This window comes from Olsenella sp. An188, from assembly GCF_002160255.1.
In the GTDB taxonomy this organism is placed as follows: domain Bacteria; phylum Actinomycetota; class Coriobacteriia; order Coriobacteriales; family Atopobiaceae; genus Thermophilibacter; species Thermophilibacter avistercoris.
In genome coordinates, this window is record NZ_NFKF01000005.1 from 163,548 (window position 1) to 182,568 (window position 19,021).

Sequence of the window (19,021 nt, forward strand, 5' to 3'; positions counted from 1 at the left end):
CATGGCCAGCGGGCCACGGACAGGCGCCGCATATCGCTCGACGCGTTCGCGCTCGGGCCTTTTTTATGTTCATCCCCAGCGAAAGGTGTTCCCATGAAGGTCCTCTACAACGACGGCCACGTCGACGAGTGCCCGGCCGAGGAGGTCACGCACGTCGTTCGCCACAGCGCCGCCCACATCATGGCCCAGGCCATCAAGCGCCTCTACCCCGAGGCCGACTTCGCCTACGGCCCGGCCACTGACAACGGCTTCTACTACGACATCGACCTTCCCGAGGGCCAGAAGATCTCCGAGGAGGACTTCGACGCCATCGAGGCCGAGATGAGAAAGATCGTGAAGGAGAACCTCAAGTTCACGGTCTTCGAGCTGCCGCGCGCCGAGGCCATCGCCCTCATGGAGGAGCGCGGCGAGAAGTACAAGGTCGAGCACATCGGCGACCTCCCCGAGGACGCCCGCATCACCTTCTACCAGCAGGGCGAGTACATCGACATGTGCGTGGGCCCGCACCTCACCTACACGAAGGCCCTCAAGGCCTTCAAGCTCACGGGCGTCTCGGGCGCCTACTGGAAGGGCGACAAGAACAACAAGATGCTCATCCGCGTCAACGGCACGGCCTTTGCCACCAAAGACGAGCTCGACGAGCACCTGCGCCTGCTCGAGGAGGCCAAGAAGCGCGACCACCGCAGGATCGGCCGCGAGATGGACATCTTCATGATGCGCGACGAGGCCCCCGGCTTCCCGTTCTTCCTGCCCAACGGCATGGTCCTCAAGAACGAGCTGCTCAACTACTGGCGCGAGATCCACCGCGCGGCGGGCTACGTTGAGATCTCCACGCCCATGATCATGAGCAAGGAGCTCTGGAAGACCTCCGGCCACTGGGACCACTACAAGGACAACATGTACTCCACGATCATCGACGACGAGGAGTACTGCGTTAAGCCCATGAACTGCCCGGGCGGCGTGCTCGTCTACAAGTCCCACCCGCACAGCTACCGCGAGCTGCCCATCCGCGCCGGAGAGATCGGCCTGGTGCACCGCCACGAGATGCGCGGCGCGCTGCACGGCCTCTTCCGCGTGCGCTGCTTCAACCAGGACGACGCCCACCTCTTCGTGCGCCCGGACCAGCTCACCGACGAGATCGTGGGCGTGGTGAACCTCATCGACTCGGTGTACCAGAAGTTCGGCTTCACCTACCACCTCGAGCTCTCCACGCGCCCCGAGGACTCCATGGGCTCCGACGAGGACTGGGAGCGCGCCGAGGCGGCGCTTCGCCTGGCGCTGGAGAAGCTCGGCAAGGACTACGTGGTCAACGAGGGCGACGGCGCCTTCTACGGCCCCAAGATCGACTTCCACCTGGAGGACTCGCTCGGCCGCACCTGGCAGTGCGGCACGGTGCAGCTGGACTTCCAGATGCCGCTCAACTTCGACCTCGAGTACACGGACGCCGACGGCTCCAAGCAGCGCCCGATCATGCTGCACCGCGTGTGCTTCGGCTCCATCGAGCGCTTCATCGGCATCCTGATCGAGCACTTCGCCGGCAAGTTCCCCACGTGGCTCGCGCCCTGCCAGGTCAAGGTGCTCCCGGTCTCCGAGAAGAGCCGCGACTACGCCCGCGAGGTCACCTCGCGCCTCGAGGCCGCCGGCATCCGCGCCGTGCTCGACGAGCGCGACGAGAAGATCGGCTACAAGATCCGCGAGGCCCGCTCCGTCGACCGCCCGCCCTACATGCTCATCCTGGGCGAGAAGGAGGTCGAGTCCAACACGATCTCGGTGCGCGACCGCTCCAACGAGACCCACGTGGCCAACCTCGAGGACTTCGTCACCGACGTCTGCGCCGAGATCGCGGCGCGCCGCTAGCGGTGGGCGAGAAGAACCTGGATATCCGGAGGGCGTCTGCGGCCGAGGTCGCGGGCGCCCTCTCGCTTGACGCGCTCGCGGCGCTGGCCACGGACCTCGGACGCGAGCGCTGGCGCGCCGTCTCGGACGCGGCGCAGGTCGTGGCCTGCTACCTGGCGTGCCACCCGCGCGTCGTGGCCGTGCGCTACCCCGGCCTCAAGTCCGACGAGCTCTTCCCGCGCGCGGCCAACGCGCTCGTGGGAGGCTTCGGGCCGCGCGTGGCGTTTCTCGCCGCGGGTGCCCCGGCGGGGGAGTGGTTCCTCTGGGAGGCCGACGCGCGCGACGCGCGCGACCAGGTCATGGAGCTCGAGAGGACCCTTTGATGGGCGGCCGCGACGGTCATGCGCGCACCCTCTGGTGTCTTTGGGGGGCCTTGCTCGGCGCCATGCCCTGCGTGCTGAGGTCACCTGTCGTCTCGCTCTTTTCGGTTTCCGCTCTGGTGGCACCCCTTCAGTTTCAGGTTGAGCCCCTTGCGGCCGCCCTGTCTGCTGTCGTCCTGGTTGAGGTGCTGAGCGAGGGCCGCGCCTCGAAACGGGCAGAGCGCGTGCTTCGCATGGCCTGTCCCGTTGTTGCCTGCGTTACCGTCCCGCTGATTGTGCTAAGCGAGGTGGCGTGGTTGCCCATGAGGCTTGGCGACTACTCGTTGCTCGCCTGGCAGCCGGTGTTTGAGCTCGTAGGCAATGTCGCACTTACCCTATCCCTTGTGGGCTGGGTACTGTTCGGAACGTGCCTTGGCGACGCCTTCGCTCCGTCTGGCGTCATGGAGAGGCGGTCGCTCATGCTCGGCCTGCTCCTGGGCGGTGTCTTTGTGCCCATGCTGCTTCTTGTTGTCTCGCTCGGCCTCCCTGCCTGGGGAGGCCCCGTGCTCTGCGTGGCCGCGTGCATTCTCTCCTGGCGCGTTTGCCGCCAAATCTCGCTCACCCTCGGTGGGATTTCTGGCTTTCTCGACTGTGCGCTTGTGCTTTTGGGTGGGCTCTACGCCTCATCGGCCCTTTGCAGGGCGCTCTCTGACGTCCTTCTGTACCATCCCGTCAACTTCCCCGACGCGGACCCGTTAGGGTCCGCCTGCATCGTGATGCTGGGAGTGGCCTCAGTCGCTCTTGTGCTCTGCGTTGCCGCCGCATATGTTCGAAAGCGGTGGTGCGCGGGCGAAGACTTGTCCCCCCACGTCCAGCCCCATGAAGCCGCTGCGTGCGATCTCCTCCCGCTTTTGCCCGGGGGCGACTCGTTAAGCGCCCGTCAGCGCGACGTGATTGTGTTGCGACTCAAGGGCATGAAGGGTGCCGAGGTCGCCAAAGAGCTTGGGATAGGAAGGGGGACGGTAAGCACGTTCCAGAGGCGCGCTCTGGACGCACTTGGTTTCGAGAGTCTTGATCAATTGTCCTTTCATCTGGAAACGATGCGCGATAAGAATGTTTCTGAAGGCACTGCCTTTCACGGAGAGGGTGACATGCGTCCTGTTGTATTGAAAGCGCTCCCCGTTACGCTGACCTTACTGCCACTCGTTGCGACCGCCCCATTGCCATACCAGGAAACTGCCTTACTCATTGTGGGAGCCACTCTCGTTGTCGTTGCGCTTGCTCAAATGAGCACGCTCGACGAAAGGCTGTGGGGTCGTTGTCCTGTTGGCTCAGGTGCGAGATCTTTTGTGTTAACCTGCGCATGCGCTCAATCTCTCGGATGTCTTATCTCCGTGAACTACGGTGGATTACCTTGGGGATTTGTAAACGTTGCTCTTTCTGAGTTCTTGATTTGTTTTACTGCATTGCGCGAAGGGATTGCTCAAGAATTTAGATTTCGCCCCGACTCCCAGACGCATCAACTGCGACTTGCATCTTGCCTAGGTATCGGACTGCGTCTACTGTGCGTTCGTTGCCCCGCTTTTTTGTTGCTGGTCGGGTCTGGCCTCTCTTCGCATCGGGCTGCCTTGCTTAATACAGGCCTTCAGGAGGGATTCTTCGTTGGTGCTGTGCTTGGTGCCGGCTTTTCCTTTATCTCTTCTGTGAGGCAGATTCATAAAAGAACGAAAATAATTGGGGAGGGTCCTCTTAAGAGGGAAGCGGGGCTTCTTAAGTCTCTCGAAGATTACGGACTTACGGAGACGGAAGCGCGAGTTGTTGTCCTCGTCTTTTTTGGGATGTCTCGGAGCCAGGTCGCCCATCATCTATGCATTGCGCAGGGTACCGTCAATGGGGCAAAAGCGACTGCCTATCGAAAACTCGGTGTGCACAGCAGCATTGAGCTTAGGAAACTTTTGAAGAAAAGTGCAGGTTGACGGTGTCGGACGGATTTCATATAGGTTGCTGACGCGACGGCTGGCATTCGCTCGATTACGTTTTCCTCAACGGGTTGAGGAGGACAGCGATGAAAAGCTCCAGGATGCGTTCCGTCTTTGCAATGGTTTTGGTTACGGGCTTGGTGACCGTGGGCGCGCTGCCCGCGCATGCAAAGGGACTAAGCAACGACGTAAATCCTACCGTCTCATACATTAGGGAAGTTGACGCCATGCCAAGGGCTTGGTTTGGTTCGACCATGGTCCTATACACAACGTACGAAACTTCGACTCACTATTACGACGGAAACAATGTTGGTATTGAGATGACCTGTAGCTCAAATGCGTCTGGGACGTTTAACGTTACCCTGATGCGGATTGAGGGCAATTCAAGCGCCTCACTTGGGACAGCCAAATTCAAGCGAAATGGCTTTACAAAAGCGACATGGGAGGGCGTTGGTCCTGGGGCGTACTACTTTGTCATGTCAAAGCCAACAGACGGCAGGCGAGTAACGAGTTCAGATGTAGCAATGTACAGCTGGTAATAACGGCCCGGTAGCGGAGGGGAGGGAACGTCAGAAGTACGGGGTGTGATTAGACATCTGCTCAGAGAGGAGAAAGCATGAAAAAGAACGAAATGTCCAGAAGGGCGTTTATCGGAGTCGCAGCTTTTGGTCTGGCAGGATTTGTGCTTCCCAGAATTGCTCTTGCTGATGAGGGGGAATGTGTCCTTCGCGCAGAGAACAATTCGCTGTACGAGCTTATACCAGAAGATTATCTCCGATATGCGGACAATCGCGGTGGAAACTGGGTGACATATCGGATGGGAGAAGATGGTCAGCCTGAGGTAGTGAACACATACGAGTCATACGATGAATTTGTGCAGTCTCAAGTGGAGACTCGGGCTATATCGGGCACCCTTTTGTCTGTCCTGGTTTATGTCGGGAAAAGACTGCTCGGCGCTGTGGTAGTGAAGGTGATTGATGGCATTGTTGAAGAGATAACTGGCTATGACGGTGGGCTTACTGGAATGATCTCCGACGTTGCTCTCCGACTGCTCGACAGGCCTTATCAGCAAACCTTGAAGTTCGATTGTGACTTCTATCCTCCACATTCGTTCCAATGGGTTAAGTGTGTTTACGGATGATATGAAGTAAAGATACATTTGGGCGCATCCTTCCAATGGGTGCGTCCTTATTTTTGATATACAAACCCCAACAAATCAGAGTCCTTTGGGATGAGATAATGAGACTTAAGTCTATGAAAATGCCACGCTTGGGCGAAGTCTTTCTCTACTGTGTTTTCCTGTTGATTGGATGCCTGGCCTCTCTTCTTTCTATAAGTATTGGACGAGGGACTAGAGGGGAGGTCGTTAAGGTAAATTCAATTAATGAGCTCATTGAGATGGTTAAGAGGGATGAGGAATATACGATTCAGCTGACTCTTGAGGGATGCATATATTGTGAAGCTCTCGACTTTGCCGAACATGATTATCTATTAAATCACAACATTACGTTGTATGAGTACGAAGTTCCCGCGGAGCGGCGAGAAGAAGAACGAGATTTCCTGGAAAACATTTTCGGAGAGCCCTTATCATTCCCAAGCATATATAGAACTAAGGATGGTCGGGTATTTCAGAAGCTTGAGATGGGGTCTGATACTGCCGGCTTTGAGTCAGCAATGGATCGCTGGATTGCTGACGGGGTGGTGAGCTTGGCGTGAGTCACGTGAAGTCTTTTGCAAGGTTCATGCTGCTCCTCGGACTGCTGTGGCTGTCGTACCTCCTGCTCGGCTCCTTGACTGACCTGCCATGGGTTGCGGGCGTTCTTTTGGCAATCGCGTTGGCAACCGTCGTTCTTGTTGGCAGAAGCCTTCTGCGCTCTGGAGGGGAGGGGGCGGAAGCGCCGACCCCGGCCCTTGAGATATGGCTGCTTATCGGCTGCCTCCTCTCTGAGGTGGTGGTGCGCCTCGTGGCTCCTGCTGCCCAGCTGTGCATGAAGGCGCTTGTGTGGGCCCTCTTCCTCATGCTGTGGGACGTTGCGGGGAAACGTCTCATCGCTCGATGAGCTACGCCTTGGGCGCGCGGTTCTGCCGCCAAATCCTTAGGACCGTGCGGTGCGCTCGGGAAGCTCGCCGGCGCGGTAGGCGTCGAGCAGCGCGCGCAGGTCGGCTATCTGGGAGCGGATGCCCACCCCGGTGTCGGTGTCGCCCACGGTGAGGGGTCGGGGCTCGACCTCGAAGCGGTCGTCGTCGCTCATGATGTCCGCGTTGAGGTCGAGCACGTCGGCGATGGACGCGAAGGGGCGGTGGGCCTTGATGCGCATGCCCCGCGGGTCGGCGATGAGCGTGTAGCCGGCGATTCCGGTCGTCTTGTGGTACGCCTGGCAGAAGCCACCGTCGATGACGACGAGCCTGCCTCCGGCTCGCACCGGGCGCTCGCCCGCGGAGGCGTGCACCGGGGTGTGCCCGTTGATGATGTGGCCGCGCTCGGGGTCGCAGCCAAACTCCTCGAGGACGCGCCGGCACGTGGCCGGGTCGTCGGTGAGCGCGTAGTAGGGGTCGCGCGGCTCCTCCCAGGTGGAGCGGTCGGTGAAGTAGGTGCGCTCGAAGGTCTTGACGACGCGCCCGGAGAGCGGGGAGTAGCGCCCGCACCACAGGTACCACATCCAGTCGAGCGAGACCTGGTCGTGCTCGAGCCAGGCTCGGCGCGCGAGGCGGTCCGCGTAGTCGTAGTAGGCCCGGCCCGAGAGGAGCTGCCCCTGGTGGTTGACGGGGTGGAAGGTGCCGTCCTCGTTCATGGGGACGCAGGCGTGGAAGAGCAGGTTGTCGTTGCTCACGAGGTAGGCGCTGCCGTGCTCGTAGAGGAAGTTCACGTGGGCGCGGAGCTTGTCTGAGGTGCGCACCGCCTCGAGGAGGTTGTCCATCACGCGGCGCTCGTCGTCGCTGAGCGCGTAGGGGTCGCGCGCGTCCAGGGTGGGGAAGTCGCGCGTGCGCAGCTCGAACGACCTCCCGCCCACCTCGCAGGTCCCGCGCCCGACGTCGACGTGCCCGAGCAGCAGGCGGTCCTCCATGTGCCAGTTGGGGTGGCGCAGGATGGTCTGGCCCTCGAGCTTGAACAGGATCACGGAGATTGCCTTCTCGACGGGGCTCATCCCGTCGTCAGCACGGTAGGTGGCCTCGGCGAACAGCGCGAGCTCGCGCAGCGACACCCCGTAGGCTCCCTCGAGGATCTTGAGGGAGTCGTAGTGGATGTTGTTGCGGATGACGGCGGCGAGGCACGCGGCGGACCCGGCCGCCGCCCCCATCCAGACGATGTCGTGGTTGCCCCATTGCAGGTCGACGGAGTGGTACTCCATGAGCCGGTCGCAGATCTTGTCCGCGTGTGCCCCGCGGTCAAAGAGGTCGCCCACCACGTGCAGGTGGTCGACGGCGAGGCGCTTCACGAGGCTCGCGAGGGAGACGACGAAGTCGTCCGCGCTGCCCGTGTCGACGATCGTGTCGACGATGCGGCGGTGGTAGCCCTGGCGGCCGTCCCCCTCGCCGGGGGAGGCGTGGAGGAGCTCGTCGATAATGTAGGCGTACTCGGCCGGCATGGCCTTGCGCACCTTGGAGCGGGTGTAGGAGTCGGAGAGGTAGCGCGCCAGCCTCACGAGCCGCATGAGGGTGATCGCGTACCACTCGTCGGTGGCGACGCCCTCCTCGCGCAGGCGGCGCAGCTTGCGGTGCGGGTAGTAGATGAGCGTGCAGAGGTCGGCCTGCTCGGCGCTCGTGAGCTCGAGCCGGAAGGTGTCTGCGACGCGCTCGCGTATGACGCCCGAGCAGTTGCTGAGGATGTGCTTGAAGGCGTCGTACTCGCCGTGGACGTCAGAGACGAAGTGCTCGGTCCCCTTGGGCAGGTTGAGGATGGCCTCGAGGTTGATGATCTCGGTGCACGCCGAGCGAACCGTGGGGAACTTCTCGGAGAGGAGCTCGAGGTACCTGCGGTAGGCGGTGGTCTGCTCTGGCATGGCGGCCCCTTTCTCTTGGCGTGCGCACGAGGCGGCTAGAGCACCTCGACCCCGGCCTCCTGGCACGCCTTGGCGAAGTCCTCGGGCAGGACGCCGTCGGAGACGACCGCGTCGACCTCCTCGAGCCCGCAGATGCGAAACGTGCTCTTGCGCCCCACCTTGGTGGAGTCCATGAGGACCACGGTGCGCTCGGCGCGGGAGATGAGCGCGCGCTTGAGGGCGGCCTCCTCGTCCGAGCCGCAGGCGAACCCGACCGCGGGGTGGTAGGAGGTGACGCCGAGGAAGAGCTGGTCGAGGCTGAGCGCGCCCACGTCCTCGACGGTCTTCGACCCGTTGAGGCTCATGGAGTAGCGGTTGAGGTTGCCCCCGACCATGATGCAGCGCGCCCGCTCGAGGCGCGCGAGCTCGGCGGCGCAGGTGAGGCTGTTGGTGAAGACGAGCGCGGGCACGTCCTCGAGCTCGCGCGCGAGGGTCGTGGTGGAGGACCCGGAGTCGAGGAAGAGCGTGGTGTTGGGTCGCACGAGGTCGCGTGCCTTGCGGGCGATGGCGACCTTGGCCTCGACGTTTCTGGTGGTGCGGTTGAGCAGCAGGTCGTCGGTGCCAACCACGAACTCCACCGAGCGCGCCCCTCCGTGCGTCCGCACGATGCGCCGCGCCTCGTCGAGAGCCTTGAGGTCGGTCCTGAGGGTCATCTCGGAGACGTCGGGGAAGGCCGCCTTGATCTGGCCGAACGTCACGCTTCCCTCGCTCGTGACGAACTGCGCGATGCCCTCGCGCCGCTCCCGCATCGATGTGCCCATGGCTGCCTCCCTTTCTCCTCCTCCCGAATGGTAGCGAAAAACGCGGCGCTCGGGACGCTTCGCCGCCCCGCCGGACGCTCTCGCTCGGCGGGGCGGCGGGGTCGCGCTACTCGGTCTCGGCCCAGTGCTCGAGCAGGTAGCGCTCGGCGGCGGGGCACCACAGGCCGCGGTTGGCGTCGACGATGTCGGCCAGGCCCGCGTAGCGCTCGTCCTCGGCGGCGCGCTCGCGCAGGTCGGTGAGCGCCGTGAGCGGCATGCTCACGTGCGTGTAGATGAGCTTCTTGCCGCCCGCGATCTTGGGCAGACTGAGCGTGGTCTCGGCTGCCGCGTCGAGGCCGCCCACGTGCGTGACCATGACGGAGGGGTCCACGCGCCCGGCCGCCGTGAGCTCGAGCGACTCCACCATGTCGGCGGTGTTGCCGCCGGTGGTGCCCATGACGTGGTGGCTGCCGTAGTGGACCTCGTAGAAGTTCATCTCGGCCTTGAAGTTCTTGTCGGTGGGGCCGGCGAAGAAGTTGAGGCAGCCGTCGCGGCCGAGGATGGCGTCGGAGAGCGTGACCACGGGGGCCACGGGCGCGTAGCAGAGCACGTCGTCGAACCCGGTGCCGCCCGAGACCTCGCGTAGGGCCGCCACCTGGTCATCGTAGGCGCCGTTGTTGACGAAGACGAGCTCGATGCCCGTCTCGGCCTTGATCTCCTCGGGCGGGAAGAGCTCGGCGGCGCGGTCCAGCCGGTCCTGGTTGATGTCGGCCACCATCACGAGGCTCGGCCTGCGGTCGCAGTGCAGCGCGTAGGTGAGCGCGCCGAGTCCCATGGGGCCCGCGCCGGCCACGATGGCGAGCTTGCCGCCCTCGCGGATGCCCATCTCGTGGGTGTAGACGCCCATCTGCGTGTGGTAGGCCGCGTGGAAGGCGCCGATTGAGCAGCTCATAGGCTCGGCGAGCGACGCCTGGTAGTAGGCCTCTCCGGTGTACTCGAGCAGGCAGTCGCACTCCATGACCTCGGCGGGCAGGATGCAGTAGGTGGCGTCGCCGCCGCAGAACTCGTAGGAGTAGCCGGGGCTCCACATGGTGCCCTTGTAGTTGAGCGCTGGCTGGATGGTGAACTTCATTCCGGGCCTGAAGCGGTCGGCCCACTTGGAGCCCACCTTGACGATGTCGCCGGCGAACTCGTGGCCCATGATCGCGGGGTGCTCGGCCACGTCCTCGTGGACGCGCTTGTGCTCGACGCCCAGGGTCGCGCACTTGTAGGTGGACATGCAGATGCTGTCGGAGACGACCTTGACGAGCACCTCGTCGTCGGCGATCTCGGGGAGCTCGAACTCCTCGAGCCTCAGGTCGTTTGCCGCGTGGAGACGCACTGCCTTTGCCTTCATGGTTTCATTCCCTTCTGACTCAGGGCCCGTCGGCCCTTACGTTCTCTGTTGGTTCGAAAGTCGCCCCTAGAGCCGCTCGAGCGTCACGCGCGGGAGGAGCTCGTCGACGAGCGAGCGCTCTGCGGCCTGCGTGCCCGTCTGCATGACGTTCGCCGCGCCGGTGGCCATCGCCAGGCGCACCGCGTCCTCGAGGTCCATGCCCCTCTCCTGGGCGTAGGCGAGCGCGGCCACCACCGAGTCGCCGGCGCCCACCGTGGAGCCCACCTTGACCCTGGGGGAGCGGGCGAGAAGAACCCGCTCGCCGTCGGCGACCACGGCGCCCGCGCCGCCCATGGAGACCACGACGCGGCCCACTCCTCCCCGCACGAGCCGGCGCGCCTCGTCGGCGACCTGGGCCTCGGTCTCGAGCGCGTGCCCGCACAGGCGGGAGAGCTCGGCGTCGTTGGGCTTGGCGAGGAAGGGGCAGGCGTCGAGGCCGCGGGCGAGCGCCTCGCCGTCGGCGTCGAGGAACACGAGCGCGCCGGCGCCCGCGCAGGCGCGGCACCACGCGTCGTAGGTGCCCACGGGCGCCCCGGCGGGCAGGCTCCCGGAGAGGACCACCACGTCACCCGCCGCGATCGCGCCCACGAGCGCGGAGAGCATGGCGTCGAGCTGGGCCACGCCGGCCTCGGGGCCGGGCTCGTTGATGTCGGTGTGGGTCCCGAGCTCGGGGTCGACGACCTTGAGGTTGGTGCGGGTCTCTCCCATGGCCTCGAAGGCCCAGACGTCGATGCCCTGCTCGGCGAGCATCGCCTTGATCTTCTCGCCGACGGAGCCGCCGAGCAGTGCCACGGCGCGGCTCGTCCCTCCCAGCTTCGCGATCACCTTGGACACGTTGATCCCCTTGCCGCCCGGGTCCTCGCGCAGGTCCCGTATCCGGTTCACCGAGTCGACGGTGAGGCCCGGGACCGTGGCGGTCTTGTCGAGCGCCGGGTTGAGCGTGACGGTGTAGATCATGTCCTCTCCTCTCCTGCGGTTCTTCTCGCCCTCTTGTGAAGTTGTTGAAACAAAAGTCGATTATCAGCATAACAACAAGTCTTGAGCTGTCAAACCAAAAGTCAAAATCGAGCTAACGCAACCGCTTACCGCTAAAACTGCACCATTTAGCGCCAAGTGCCACGTTCTTCTCGCGCTATCGAAACAAAAGTTTAGAATCAGAACCGTTGAAACAAAAGTCACGGGTGCGCGAGCGCCCACACTGTTCAACGCGTCGGCCCGTTGCGACGGGCCTCAGGGAAGGAGGGACCTATGTCGGTTCGCGATGGTCTCTCTCGGTTCGGAAAGTTCCTGAGCGGCATGGTCATGCCCAACATCGGGGCGTTCATCGCCTGGGGCTTTCTCACGGCACTGTTCATCGACACCGGGTGGCTGCCCAACGAGCAGTTCGCGAGCATCGCCACCCCCATGCTGAGCTACCTCATCCCCGTGCTCATCGCCGCCCAGGGCGGCTACCTCACCGGCGGCGACCGCGGGCGCATCGTCGGCGCCATCGCGGTCATCGGCTGCATCGCCGGAGCCCCCGACACCACGATGCTCATGGGCGCCATGGTCATGGGCCCCTTCGCGGGCTGGGTCATCAAGACCTTTGACCGCCTCATGGAGGGGCACACCCCCGCGGGCTTCGAGATGCTCGTCGACAACTTCTCCGTGGGCATCGTCGGCATGCTGCTCTCGATGCTCGGCTACGTGGCCATCGGCCCGGTCATGACCACCATCCTGAGCGTGCTCATGGGCGGCGTCTCGATCCTCATCCAGTACAGCCTCATGCCGCTGCTCGCCATCTTCATCGAGCCCGCCAAGGTGCTCTTCCTCAACAACGCGATCAACCACGGCATCTTCACGCCGATCGGCATCGCCCAGGCCCAGGAGACCGGCCGCTCGATCATGTACATGCTCGAGGCGAACCCCGGCCCCGGGCTCGGCGTGCTCCTCGCGTACTGCTTCTTCTGCAGGGACAAGAAGACGCGTCAGTCCGCCCCCGGCGCGGTGATCATCCACTTCCTCGGCGGCATCCACGAGATCTACTTCCCGTACGTGCTCATGAACCCCAAGGTCATCATCGCGCCGATCGTGGGCAACATGTGCGCCATCGCCTGGTTCAGCTTCACCGGCGCCGGGCTCACCTCGGCGGCCTCGCCCGGCTCGATCATCGCCTTCCTCTCGATGACGCCCTCCGAGTACATGCTCACCAACATCATCGGCGTGGCCATCGCCGCCGCGGTCTCGTTCGTGATCGCCGTGCCGCTCGTGCGCTCCATGGCCGTGGCCGACATCGACCAGGCGAGCCAGCAGATGCGCGAGATGAAGGGCACCGCCGAGGCGGCCGTCATCTCCGACACCGAGGGCGGCAAGATAGTCTTTGCCTGCGACGCGGGCATGGGCTCATCGGCCATGGGCGCCACGCGCTTCCGCAACCGCGTCAAGGCGGAGCGGCCCGACCTCACCGTGGAGCACTCGAGCGTGGACAGCGTCCCCGCCGACGCCGACATCGTGGTGTGCCAGCGCGTGCTCTCCGAGCGCGCCCGCAAGAGCGCCCCGAGCGCGCAGATCGTGACCATCGACAACTTCCTCGACGACCCCGCGCTCGACGCGCTCTACGACGCGCTCACCAAGATCAGCCACGCGGCCCAGCTCATCGAGACCACGCCCGCCCCGGCGCCCGAGCCCGCCGACCAGGAGCGCCCGAGCCTCTCGATCTGCGCGGACGACGTCGTGCTCGGGCTGGCGCCGGTGGACCGCGAGCGCTGCATCCGCGACTCCGGCGCGCTGCTCGTCGCGCGCGGCTGCGTGGGCGAGCCCTACGTCGACGCCATGGTCGAGCGCGACCGCCTCACGAGCGTCTACATCGGCATGGGGATCGCGATCCCGCACGGCACCAACGAGGCGAAGGACAGCGTCGTGCGCACGGGCGTCGTGCTCCAGCAGTACCCCGAGGGGGTCGACTTCGACGGCGAGCGCGCCCAGCTGGTCTTTGGCATCGCGGGTAGGGGGGAGGAGCACCTCGAGGTGCTGGCCAACATCTGCCGGATCCTCGAGGACGAGGCCGTGCTCGAGAAGATGAAGACCACCGACGACGTCGACTGGGTCGTCCGCGTGCTCTCCGGCCGCGCCTAGCCCGGCCCGCATCCGCGGCGGTCCGTCCCCGCGCCCGGGCGGGAGCGTCTCGCCCGGGCGCCCGGCGGATGTGATGCTATACTTCAGGGGATGCAGACGTGTGGCCAAGCCAGACCGCTTCACCCTGTCCTTTGTACGACCGCGCGCCCGACGCGTCGAGCGTGCGGCCCGAGTAATAGGAGGAACGCATGGCAGACAATGTTCAGACCACGATTGACAGCGTCGAGGCGCTGCAGGAACGCATCAAGCAGATGCGCGCCGCGCAGGCTGAGTTCGCCAAGTTCACCCAGGAGCAGGTGGACAAGATCTTCTACGAGGCCGCGATGGCCGCCAACAAGGCCCGCATCCCGCTGGCCAAGATGGCCGTCGAGGAGACCGGCTACGGCATCATGGAGGACAAGGTCATCAAGAACCACTACGCCTCCGAGTACATCTACAACAAGTACAAGAACATGAGGACCTGCGACGTCATCTCCGACGACAAGGCCTTCGGCTACAAGCAGGTCGCCGAGCCCCTCGGCCTCGTCGCCGCCGTCATCCCGACGACCAACCCCACCTCCACCGCCATCTTCAAGACGCTCATCTGCCTGAAGACGCGCAACGCCATCCTCATCTCCCCGCACCCGCGCGCCAAGAAGTGCACCGCCGAGGCCGCCCGCATCGTGCGTGACGCCGCCGAGGCCGCCGGCTGCCCCAAGGGCATCATCGACTGGATCGACGTGCCCTCGCTCGACATGACCGCCGAGCTCATGCGCTCCGCCGACATCATCCTCGCCACCGGCGGCCCGGGCATGGTCAACGCCGCGTACTCCTCCGGCAAGCCGGCCCTGGGCGTCGGCCCGGGCAACAACCCCGCCATCATCGACGACACCGCCGACGTCGAGCTCTCCGTGAACTCCATCATCCACTCCAAGACCTTCGACAACGGCATGATCTGCGCCACCGAGCAGAACGTCATCGTGCTCGACAAGATCTATGACGCCGTGAAGGCCGAGTTCCAGAAGCGCGGCTGCTACTTCCTGCAGGGCGAGGAGATCGCCAAGGTCGGCAACACCGTCATCGTCAACGGCGGCGTGAACGCCAAGATGGTCGGCCAGCCCGCGCCCAAGATCGCCGAGGCCGCAGGCGTGGAGGTCCCCGCCAGCACCAAGGTCCTCATCGGCGAGGTCGAGTCCGTCGAGCCCTCCGAGCCCTGGGCCCACGAGAAGCTGACCACCATCCTCGGCATGTACCGCGCCTCCGACTGGGAGGACGCGCTCTCCAAGGCCGAGCGCCTCATCGCCGACGGCGGCTACGGCCACACGAGCTCGCTGTTCATCGACACGCGCGAGACCGAGAAGATGGCAGAGCACGCCAAGCGCATGAAGACCTGCCGCATCCTCATCAACACCCCGGCTGCCCAGGGCGGCATCGGCGACATCTACAACTTCAAGATGGCCCCGTCGCTCACCCTCGGCTGCGGCTCCTGGGGCGGCAACTCCGTCTCCGGCAACGTCGGCCCCCAGCACCTGCTCAACATCAAGTCCGTCGCAGAGAGGCGTGAGAACATGCTGTGGTTCCGTGTTCCCGAGAAGGTCTTCTTCAAGAAGGGCTGCATGCCCGTGGCCCTGCGCGAGCTCTCCGAGGTCTACGGCAAGAAGCGCGCCTTCATCGTCACCGACTCCTTCCTCTACAAGAGCGGCTTCACCAAGAAGATCGAGGAGTCCCTGGACGAGCAGGGCATCGTCTACTCCAGCTTCTGGTCCATCTCGCCTGACCCCAAGCTCCAGGACTGCGAGAAGGGCCTCGAGCAGCTCAAGGCCTTCGAGCCCGACTGCATCATCGCCATCGGCGGCGGCTCCGCCATGGACGCCGGCAAGATCATGTGGATGATGTACGAGCACCCCGAGGCCAAGTTCGAGGACATGGCCATGGACTTCATGGACATCCGCAAGCGCGTCTACACCTTCCCGGAGATGGGCCAGAAGGCCTTCTTCGTGGCCATCCCCACCTCCTCCGGCACCGGCTCCGAGGTGACGCCGTTCTCGATCATCACCGACGCCAACACCGGCACCAAGTGGCCGATCGCCGACTACCAGCTCCTGCCGAACATGGCCATCGTCGACACCGACAACATGATGACCCAGCCCAAGGGCCTGACCGCCGCCTCCGGCGTCGACGTGCTCACGCACGCCCTCGAGGCCTACGTCTCCGTGATGTCCTCCGACTACACCGACGGCCTCGCGCTTCGCGCCATGAAGCTCGTCCTCGAGTACCTCGAGCGCGCCTATGACGACGGCACCGACGTCGAGGCCCGCGACCACATGGCCAACGCGTCCTGCCTCGCCGGCATGGCCTTCGCCAACGCCTTCCTCGGCGTCAACCACTCGATGGCCCACAAGCTCGGCGCCTACCACCACATTGCCCACGGCCTGGCCAACGCCGTCATCCTGACGCGCGTCATGCGCTACAACGCGGCCGAGCGCCCGGTCAAGATGGGCACCTTCCCGCAGTACGACCACCCCAAGACGCTCGCGCGCTACGCCGAGGCCGGTCGCTTCTGCGGCATCACCGGCAAGGACGACCGCGAGGTGTTCGAGAACTTCGTCGCCCGCATCGAGGAGCTCAAGGCGCATGTGGGCGTGCCCGAGACGATCGCCGGCTTCGGCGTGACCGAGGAGGACTTCCTCGCCACCATCGACGAGATGTCCGAGAACGCCTTCAACGACCAGTGCACCGGCGCCAACCCGCGCTACCCGCTCGTGTCCGAGATCAAGGAGCTCTACCTCGACGCCTTCTACGGCCGCGAGGCGACCTCCTACGAGGACTAGTCCGCACAGGTTCTTCTCGTTGCCCAGAAGGAGGCAGCAATGGAACTCTCTGAGAACAAGCAGGCCATCGTCGAGCGTCACAACAAGGTCGTCTACGTCGACGGCGACCGCATCGTGAAGGTGTTCAAGGCCACCAAGCCGGCGTCCGACGTCTTCAACGAGGCGCTCAACATTGCCCGCGTCACCGAGGCCGGCGTCCGCGTCCCGCGCGTGCTCGAGGTCTCCCAGGTCGCCGACGGCGCCTGGGCCCTCTCCACGGAGTACGTGGCCGGCGTCACCATGCGCTCGCTCATGGACGCGGCCGAGGGCACTGACGAGTATGACCGCCTGCTCGAGCAGTTCGTGGACTTCCAGATCGAGATCCAGGGCACGCCCGCCCCGGAGCTCCTCAAGGACCAGAAGACCAAGATCGCCGGCATGGTCGGCAAGACGCCCGACCTCGACCCGTCGGTGCGCTACGACCTGCAGATGAGGACCGACCGCATGGCGCCGGGCCACAGCATCTGCCACTGCGACTTCAACCCGTCCAACGTGATCGTCGCCGAGGACGGCACGCTCTACGCCTGCGACTGGACCCACGTGACCCGTGGCCTTCCCGAGGCCGACGCCGCGATGACCTACATCCTCTTCAAGATGTACCACCCCGGCCACGCCGAGGCCTACCTCGACCTCTTCTCCAAGAAGGCCGACGTCGCTAAGCAGAAGGTCCACTACTGGGTGCCCGTCATGGCCGCCGCCGAGCTCTCCCGCGGCCGCAAGGACGCCGAGGAGTTCCTCCGCAGCCAGGTCGACGTCGCGCTCGACATCGACTAGCGCAAGCTAGCCCAAGCGCCTTCGGGGCCCGTCAGCCGCGCGCTGGCGGGCCCTTCTCGTGCGCGCCGGGGATGGTCGGCGCGCCCTGCTCGCGTGGCTCCCTGACGCGCGGGCGCGAATGGGATAAGCTAGGGGGCATTGACGCTGCGGAAGGGGAGAGACATGCGAGACAAGCGGACGCTGATCGTTGCGGGGGCCGCCGTCGTGGTCGTGGCCGCGCTGGCCGCGGCCTTCGCGCTCGGCGCGTTCAGGTCGGACGCCGACCGGGCTCGCGACGTCGCGACCGAGCTGCTCGAGAGCTACGTCGTGCCCGACCCGGACGAGGGCGGCAACGAGTCCGGGGACGGGGGCTGGCCCGCTGCGGACTTCGGCGACGCCGCGACGATGGAGGCGCTCGTCCGCTACGGAGTCGACGCGGACGCCTGGCACCGCCACTGCTTTGGCAACTTCTCCTTCGAGGTGGGGGAGGCAAGCACGGACGGGGACTCCGCGAGCGTGTCGCTGACCGTGACCAACGCGAGCCTCTCCTCTGCCGTGTCCGCCGCCGGAGCGGACTTCGCGGCCTACGCGGAGACGTCCGAGGCACAGGACGCCTATGCCGCGGGAGGGCGCGCGGCGCTCTTCTCGTACCTGGTCGAGAGGGTCTACGCCCACCTCGACGCCAACGAGAGCCCCGTCACGACCACGGTCTCGCTCCCGCTCACGAGGGGGGATGACGGTGGGTGGGTCCCGAGCGTGAGCGGCAACGCGGAGTTCTTCTCGGCCCTCTACGGCGGGTCTGACGTGATTGCGGGGCTTTCGTCCGCCGCTGAGTGAGCTTGGGTTGTCTGAGGGGGCTTCTCAGGCGTTTGTCAGTGGTTTTATCGCGTCTGCGTGTAGCAACCAGGTCAGCCGAGAGAAAACTGCAGGTCAGAAAATGGCACCTTGCAGGTGATACTTAGGGCGTCCTCAGAAAATCACTGACAATCGCGAGGCCGTGCGCAGCTGTCCGTCGCAGGCGCGTGGCTCGCAGGCGTCTAGGCGCGCACGTATGTCACGAAGTCGAAGGCAACGCCTTCGGGCGTGACGCCGCCCTCGCGCACCTCCTCGACGCGCCAGACCGGGTCCGCGTCGAGGTCGGGGAAGCGGGTGTCGCACGGACGCACGCAGTGGTTCCTGGTGACCACGACGCGCTCGCAGCGGGGCAGCAGTTGGCGGTAGACCTCGCCGCCGCCGATGACCCACGCCTCGTCCTCGCCCTCCACGGCGAGAAGTGCCTCGTCGATGGCGTGGACCACCTCAACGCCCTCGCGCTCGAACGTCGCGTCGCGCGTGAGCACCACGTTGCGGCGGTTCTTGAGCGGACGGCCGCCGGGGAAGCTCTCGAGCGTGCGGCGTCCCATGAGGACCGCGTGGCCCGTCGTGCAGGCGACGAAGTGCCGCATGTCCTCGCGGTTCTCGACCACCATGCCGCCGTCGAGCCCGATGCCCCAGTCGTCGCACACCGCAACGATCGCGTTCAGCCTGCAAGTCATGTCTCTTTCCTCTCTGTAAGTAAGGGCCCGGCACATTGCCCCGTGCTCAGACAGCTTCGCCGGGCGCAGGACGCCCGGCTGCAGAACTGCGCGCGGGACAATGTGCCGGGCCTGTCGTTGCAGGTCGAAGCGAGAAGGGCGTGTTGTTCCGCGCGCAGTTCCGCATGAGCCGGACAGGCCTGTGGCCTGTCCGTGCGAAGAGGACTGTCTGAGCGCCGGGGCAAGGCCCCTCTCGCCTCCCCGCAGGTCAAACCGCGGGCTAGACGGCGATGGGGATGTTCTTTACCTGCGGGCCGTGCTCGTAGTTCTCGACGACGAGGTCGTCGGTCGTGAAGTCGTAGAAGTTCGTGACCTCGGGGTTGAGGCGGACGGTGGGGGCGG

The 19,021-nt window shown here is 64.8% G+C and carries 15 protein-coding genes and 1 pseudogene; 10 read left to right on the forward strand and 6 right to left on the reverse strand.

The window, feature by feature from the left end; all coding sequences use genetic code 11:
* The first annotated feature begins 93 nt into the window (after window positions 1-93).
* The 6 genes from thrS (at window position 94) to B5F23_RS07040 (ending at window position 6,234) form a co-directional block, all read left to right on the forward strand.
* Window positions 94-1,857, forward strand: coding sequence for a threonine--tRNA ligase (gene thrS, locus B5F23_RS07025; protein WP_087353134.1), 1,764 nt, complete (start codon window positions 94-96; stop codon window positions 1,855-1,857).
* A gap of 2 nt (window positions 1,858-1,859) precedes the next feature.
* Window positions 1,860-2,219, forward strand: a complete 360-nt coding sequence (locus B5F23_RS07030; RefSeq protein ID WP_087353136.1) for a PLP-dependent transferase — start codon at window positions 1,860-1,862, stop codon at window positions 2,217-2,219.
* Window positions 2,219-4,171 (forward strand): LuxR C-terminal-related transcriptional regulator, encoded by a 1,953-nt coding sequence (locus B5F23_RS07035; protein WP_087353138.1) that lies wholly within the window; start codon window positions 2,219-2,221, stop codon window positions 4,169-4,171. Before B5F23_RS07030 ends, B5F23_RS07035 begins: the two co-directional genes overlap by 1 nt.
* 619 nt (window positions 4,172-4,790) lie before the next feature.
* Window positions 4,791-5,315, forward strand: coding sequence for a hypothetical protein (locus B5F23_RS09580; RefSeq protein ID WP_143786384.1), 525 nt, complete (start codon window positions 4,791-4,793; stop codon window positions 5,313-5,315).
* Between the two features lie 98 nt (window positions 5,316-5,413).
* Complete coding sequence (locus tag B5F23_RS09585) at window positions 5,414-5,890, forward strand: hypothetical protein (protein WP_143786385.1); 477 nt, start codon at window positions 5,414-5,416, stop codon at window positions 5,888-5,890.
* Window positions 5,887-6,234 carry a hypothetical protein gene (locus B5F23_RS07040; protein ID WP_143786386.1) on the forward strand — a complete coding sequence of 116 codons (348 nt, stop codon included), beginning with the start codon at window positions 5,887-5,889 and terminating at the stop codon, window positions 6,232-6,234. Before B5F23_RS09585 ends, B5F23_RS07040 begins: the two co-directional genes overlap by 4 nt.
* A 36-nt stretch (window positions 6,235-6,270) precedes the next feature.
* Here the strand turns inward: B5F23_RS07040 and B5F23_RS07045 are convergent, their stop codons facing one another.
* The 4 genes from B5F23_RS07045 to pfkB all read right to left on the reverse strand — a co-directional run bounded on the left by B5F23_RS07045 (window position 6,271) and on the right by pfkB (window position 11,346).
* The gene (locus B5F23_RS07045; RefSeq protein ID WP_087353142.1) at window positions 6,271-8,175 is read right to left on the reverse strand and encodes a fructose-1,6-bisphosphatase; all 1,905 of its coding nucleotides are present in this window, start codon (window positions 8,173-8,175) and stop codon (window positions 6,271-6,273) included.
* Window positions 8,176-8,210: 35 nt separating this feature from the next.
* Entirely contained in the window at window positions 8,211-8,975 is a 765-nt protein-coding gene (locus tag B5F23_RS07050) for a DeoR/GlpR family DNA-binding transcription regulator (protein ID WP_206392312.1), read from the reverse strand.
* A gap of 106 nt (window positions 8,976-9,081) precedes the next feature.
* The gene (locus B5F23_RS07055) at window positions 9,082-10,350 is read right to left on the reverse strand and encodes a zinc-binding dehydrogenase (protein ID WP_087353144.1); all 1,269 of its coding nucleotides are present in this window, start codon (window positions 10,348-10,350) and stop codon (window positions 9,082-9,084) included.
* Between the two features lie 66 nt (window positions 10,351-10,416).
* Window positions 10,417-11,346, reverse strand: a complete 930-nt coding sequence (pfkB, locus tag B5F23_RS07060; protein WP_087353147.1) for a 1-phosphofructokinase — start codon at window positions 11,344-11,346, stop codon at window positions 10,417-10,419.
* Between the two features lie 291 nt (window positions 11,347-11,637).
* On the opposite strand from pfkB, the gene B5F23_RS07065 reads away from it, so the two are divergent.
* From B5F23_RS07065 to B5F23_RS07080, 4 genes are all read left to right on the forward strand, one after another.
* Complete coding sequence (locus B5F23_RS07065; protein WP_087353148.1) at window positions 11,638-13,503, forward strand: PTS mannitol transporter subunit IICBA; 1,866 nt, start codon at window positions 11,638-11,640, stop codon at window positions 13,501-13,503.
* 188 nt (window positions 13,504-13,691) lie between these two features.
* Window positions 13,692-16,313, forward strand: coding sequence for a bifunctional acetaldehyde-CoA/alcohol dehydrogenase (adhE, locus tag B5F23_RS07070; protein WP_087353150.1), 2,622 nt, complete (start codon window positions 13,692-13,694; stop codon window positions 16,311-16,313).
* 39 nt (window positions 16,314-16,352) lie between these two features.
* On the forward strand, window positions 16,353-17,126 hold the full coding sequence (locus tag B5F23_RS07075; protein WP_087353152.1) for a phosphotransferase family protein: 774 nt from the start codon (window positions 16,353-16,355) through the stop codon (window positions 17,124-17,126).
* A gap of 162 nt (window positions 17,127-17,288) precedes the next feature.
* A complete protein-coding gene (locus tag B5F23_RS07080) occupies window positions 17,289-17,942 on the forward strand; it encodes a hypothetical protein (RefSeq protein ID WP_087353154.1) in 654 nt (217 codons plus the stop codon).
* A 200-nt stretch (window positions 17,943-18,142) separates the two neighbouring features.
* Here B5F23_RS07080 and B5F23_RS07085 read toward each other — a convergent pair whose 3' ends face one another.
* Both B5F23_RS07085 and B5F23_RS09995 read right to left on the reverse strand, forming a co-directional pair.
* Window positions 18,143-18,640 (reverse strand): dihydrofolate reductase, encoded by a 498-nt coding sequence (locus B5F23_RS07085; RefSeq protein WP_206392314.1) that lies wholly within the window; start codon window positions 18,638-18,640, stop codon window positions 18,143-18,145.
* Between the two features lie 259 nt (window positions 18,641-18,899).
* Window positions 18,900-19,021 (reverse strand): annotated as a pseudogene (locus B5F23_RS09995) (thymidylate synthase); the annotation flags it as partial.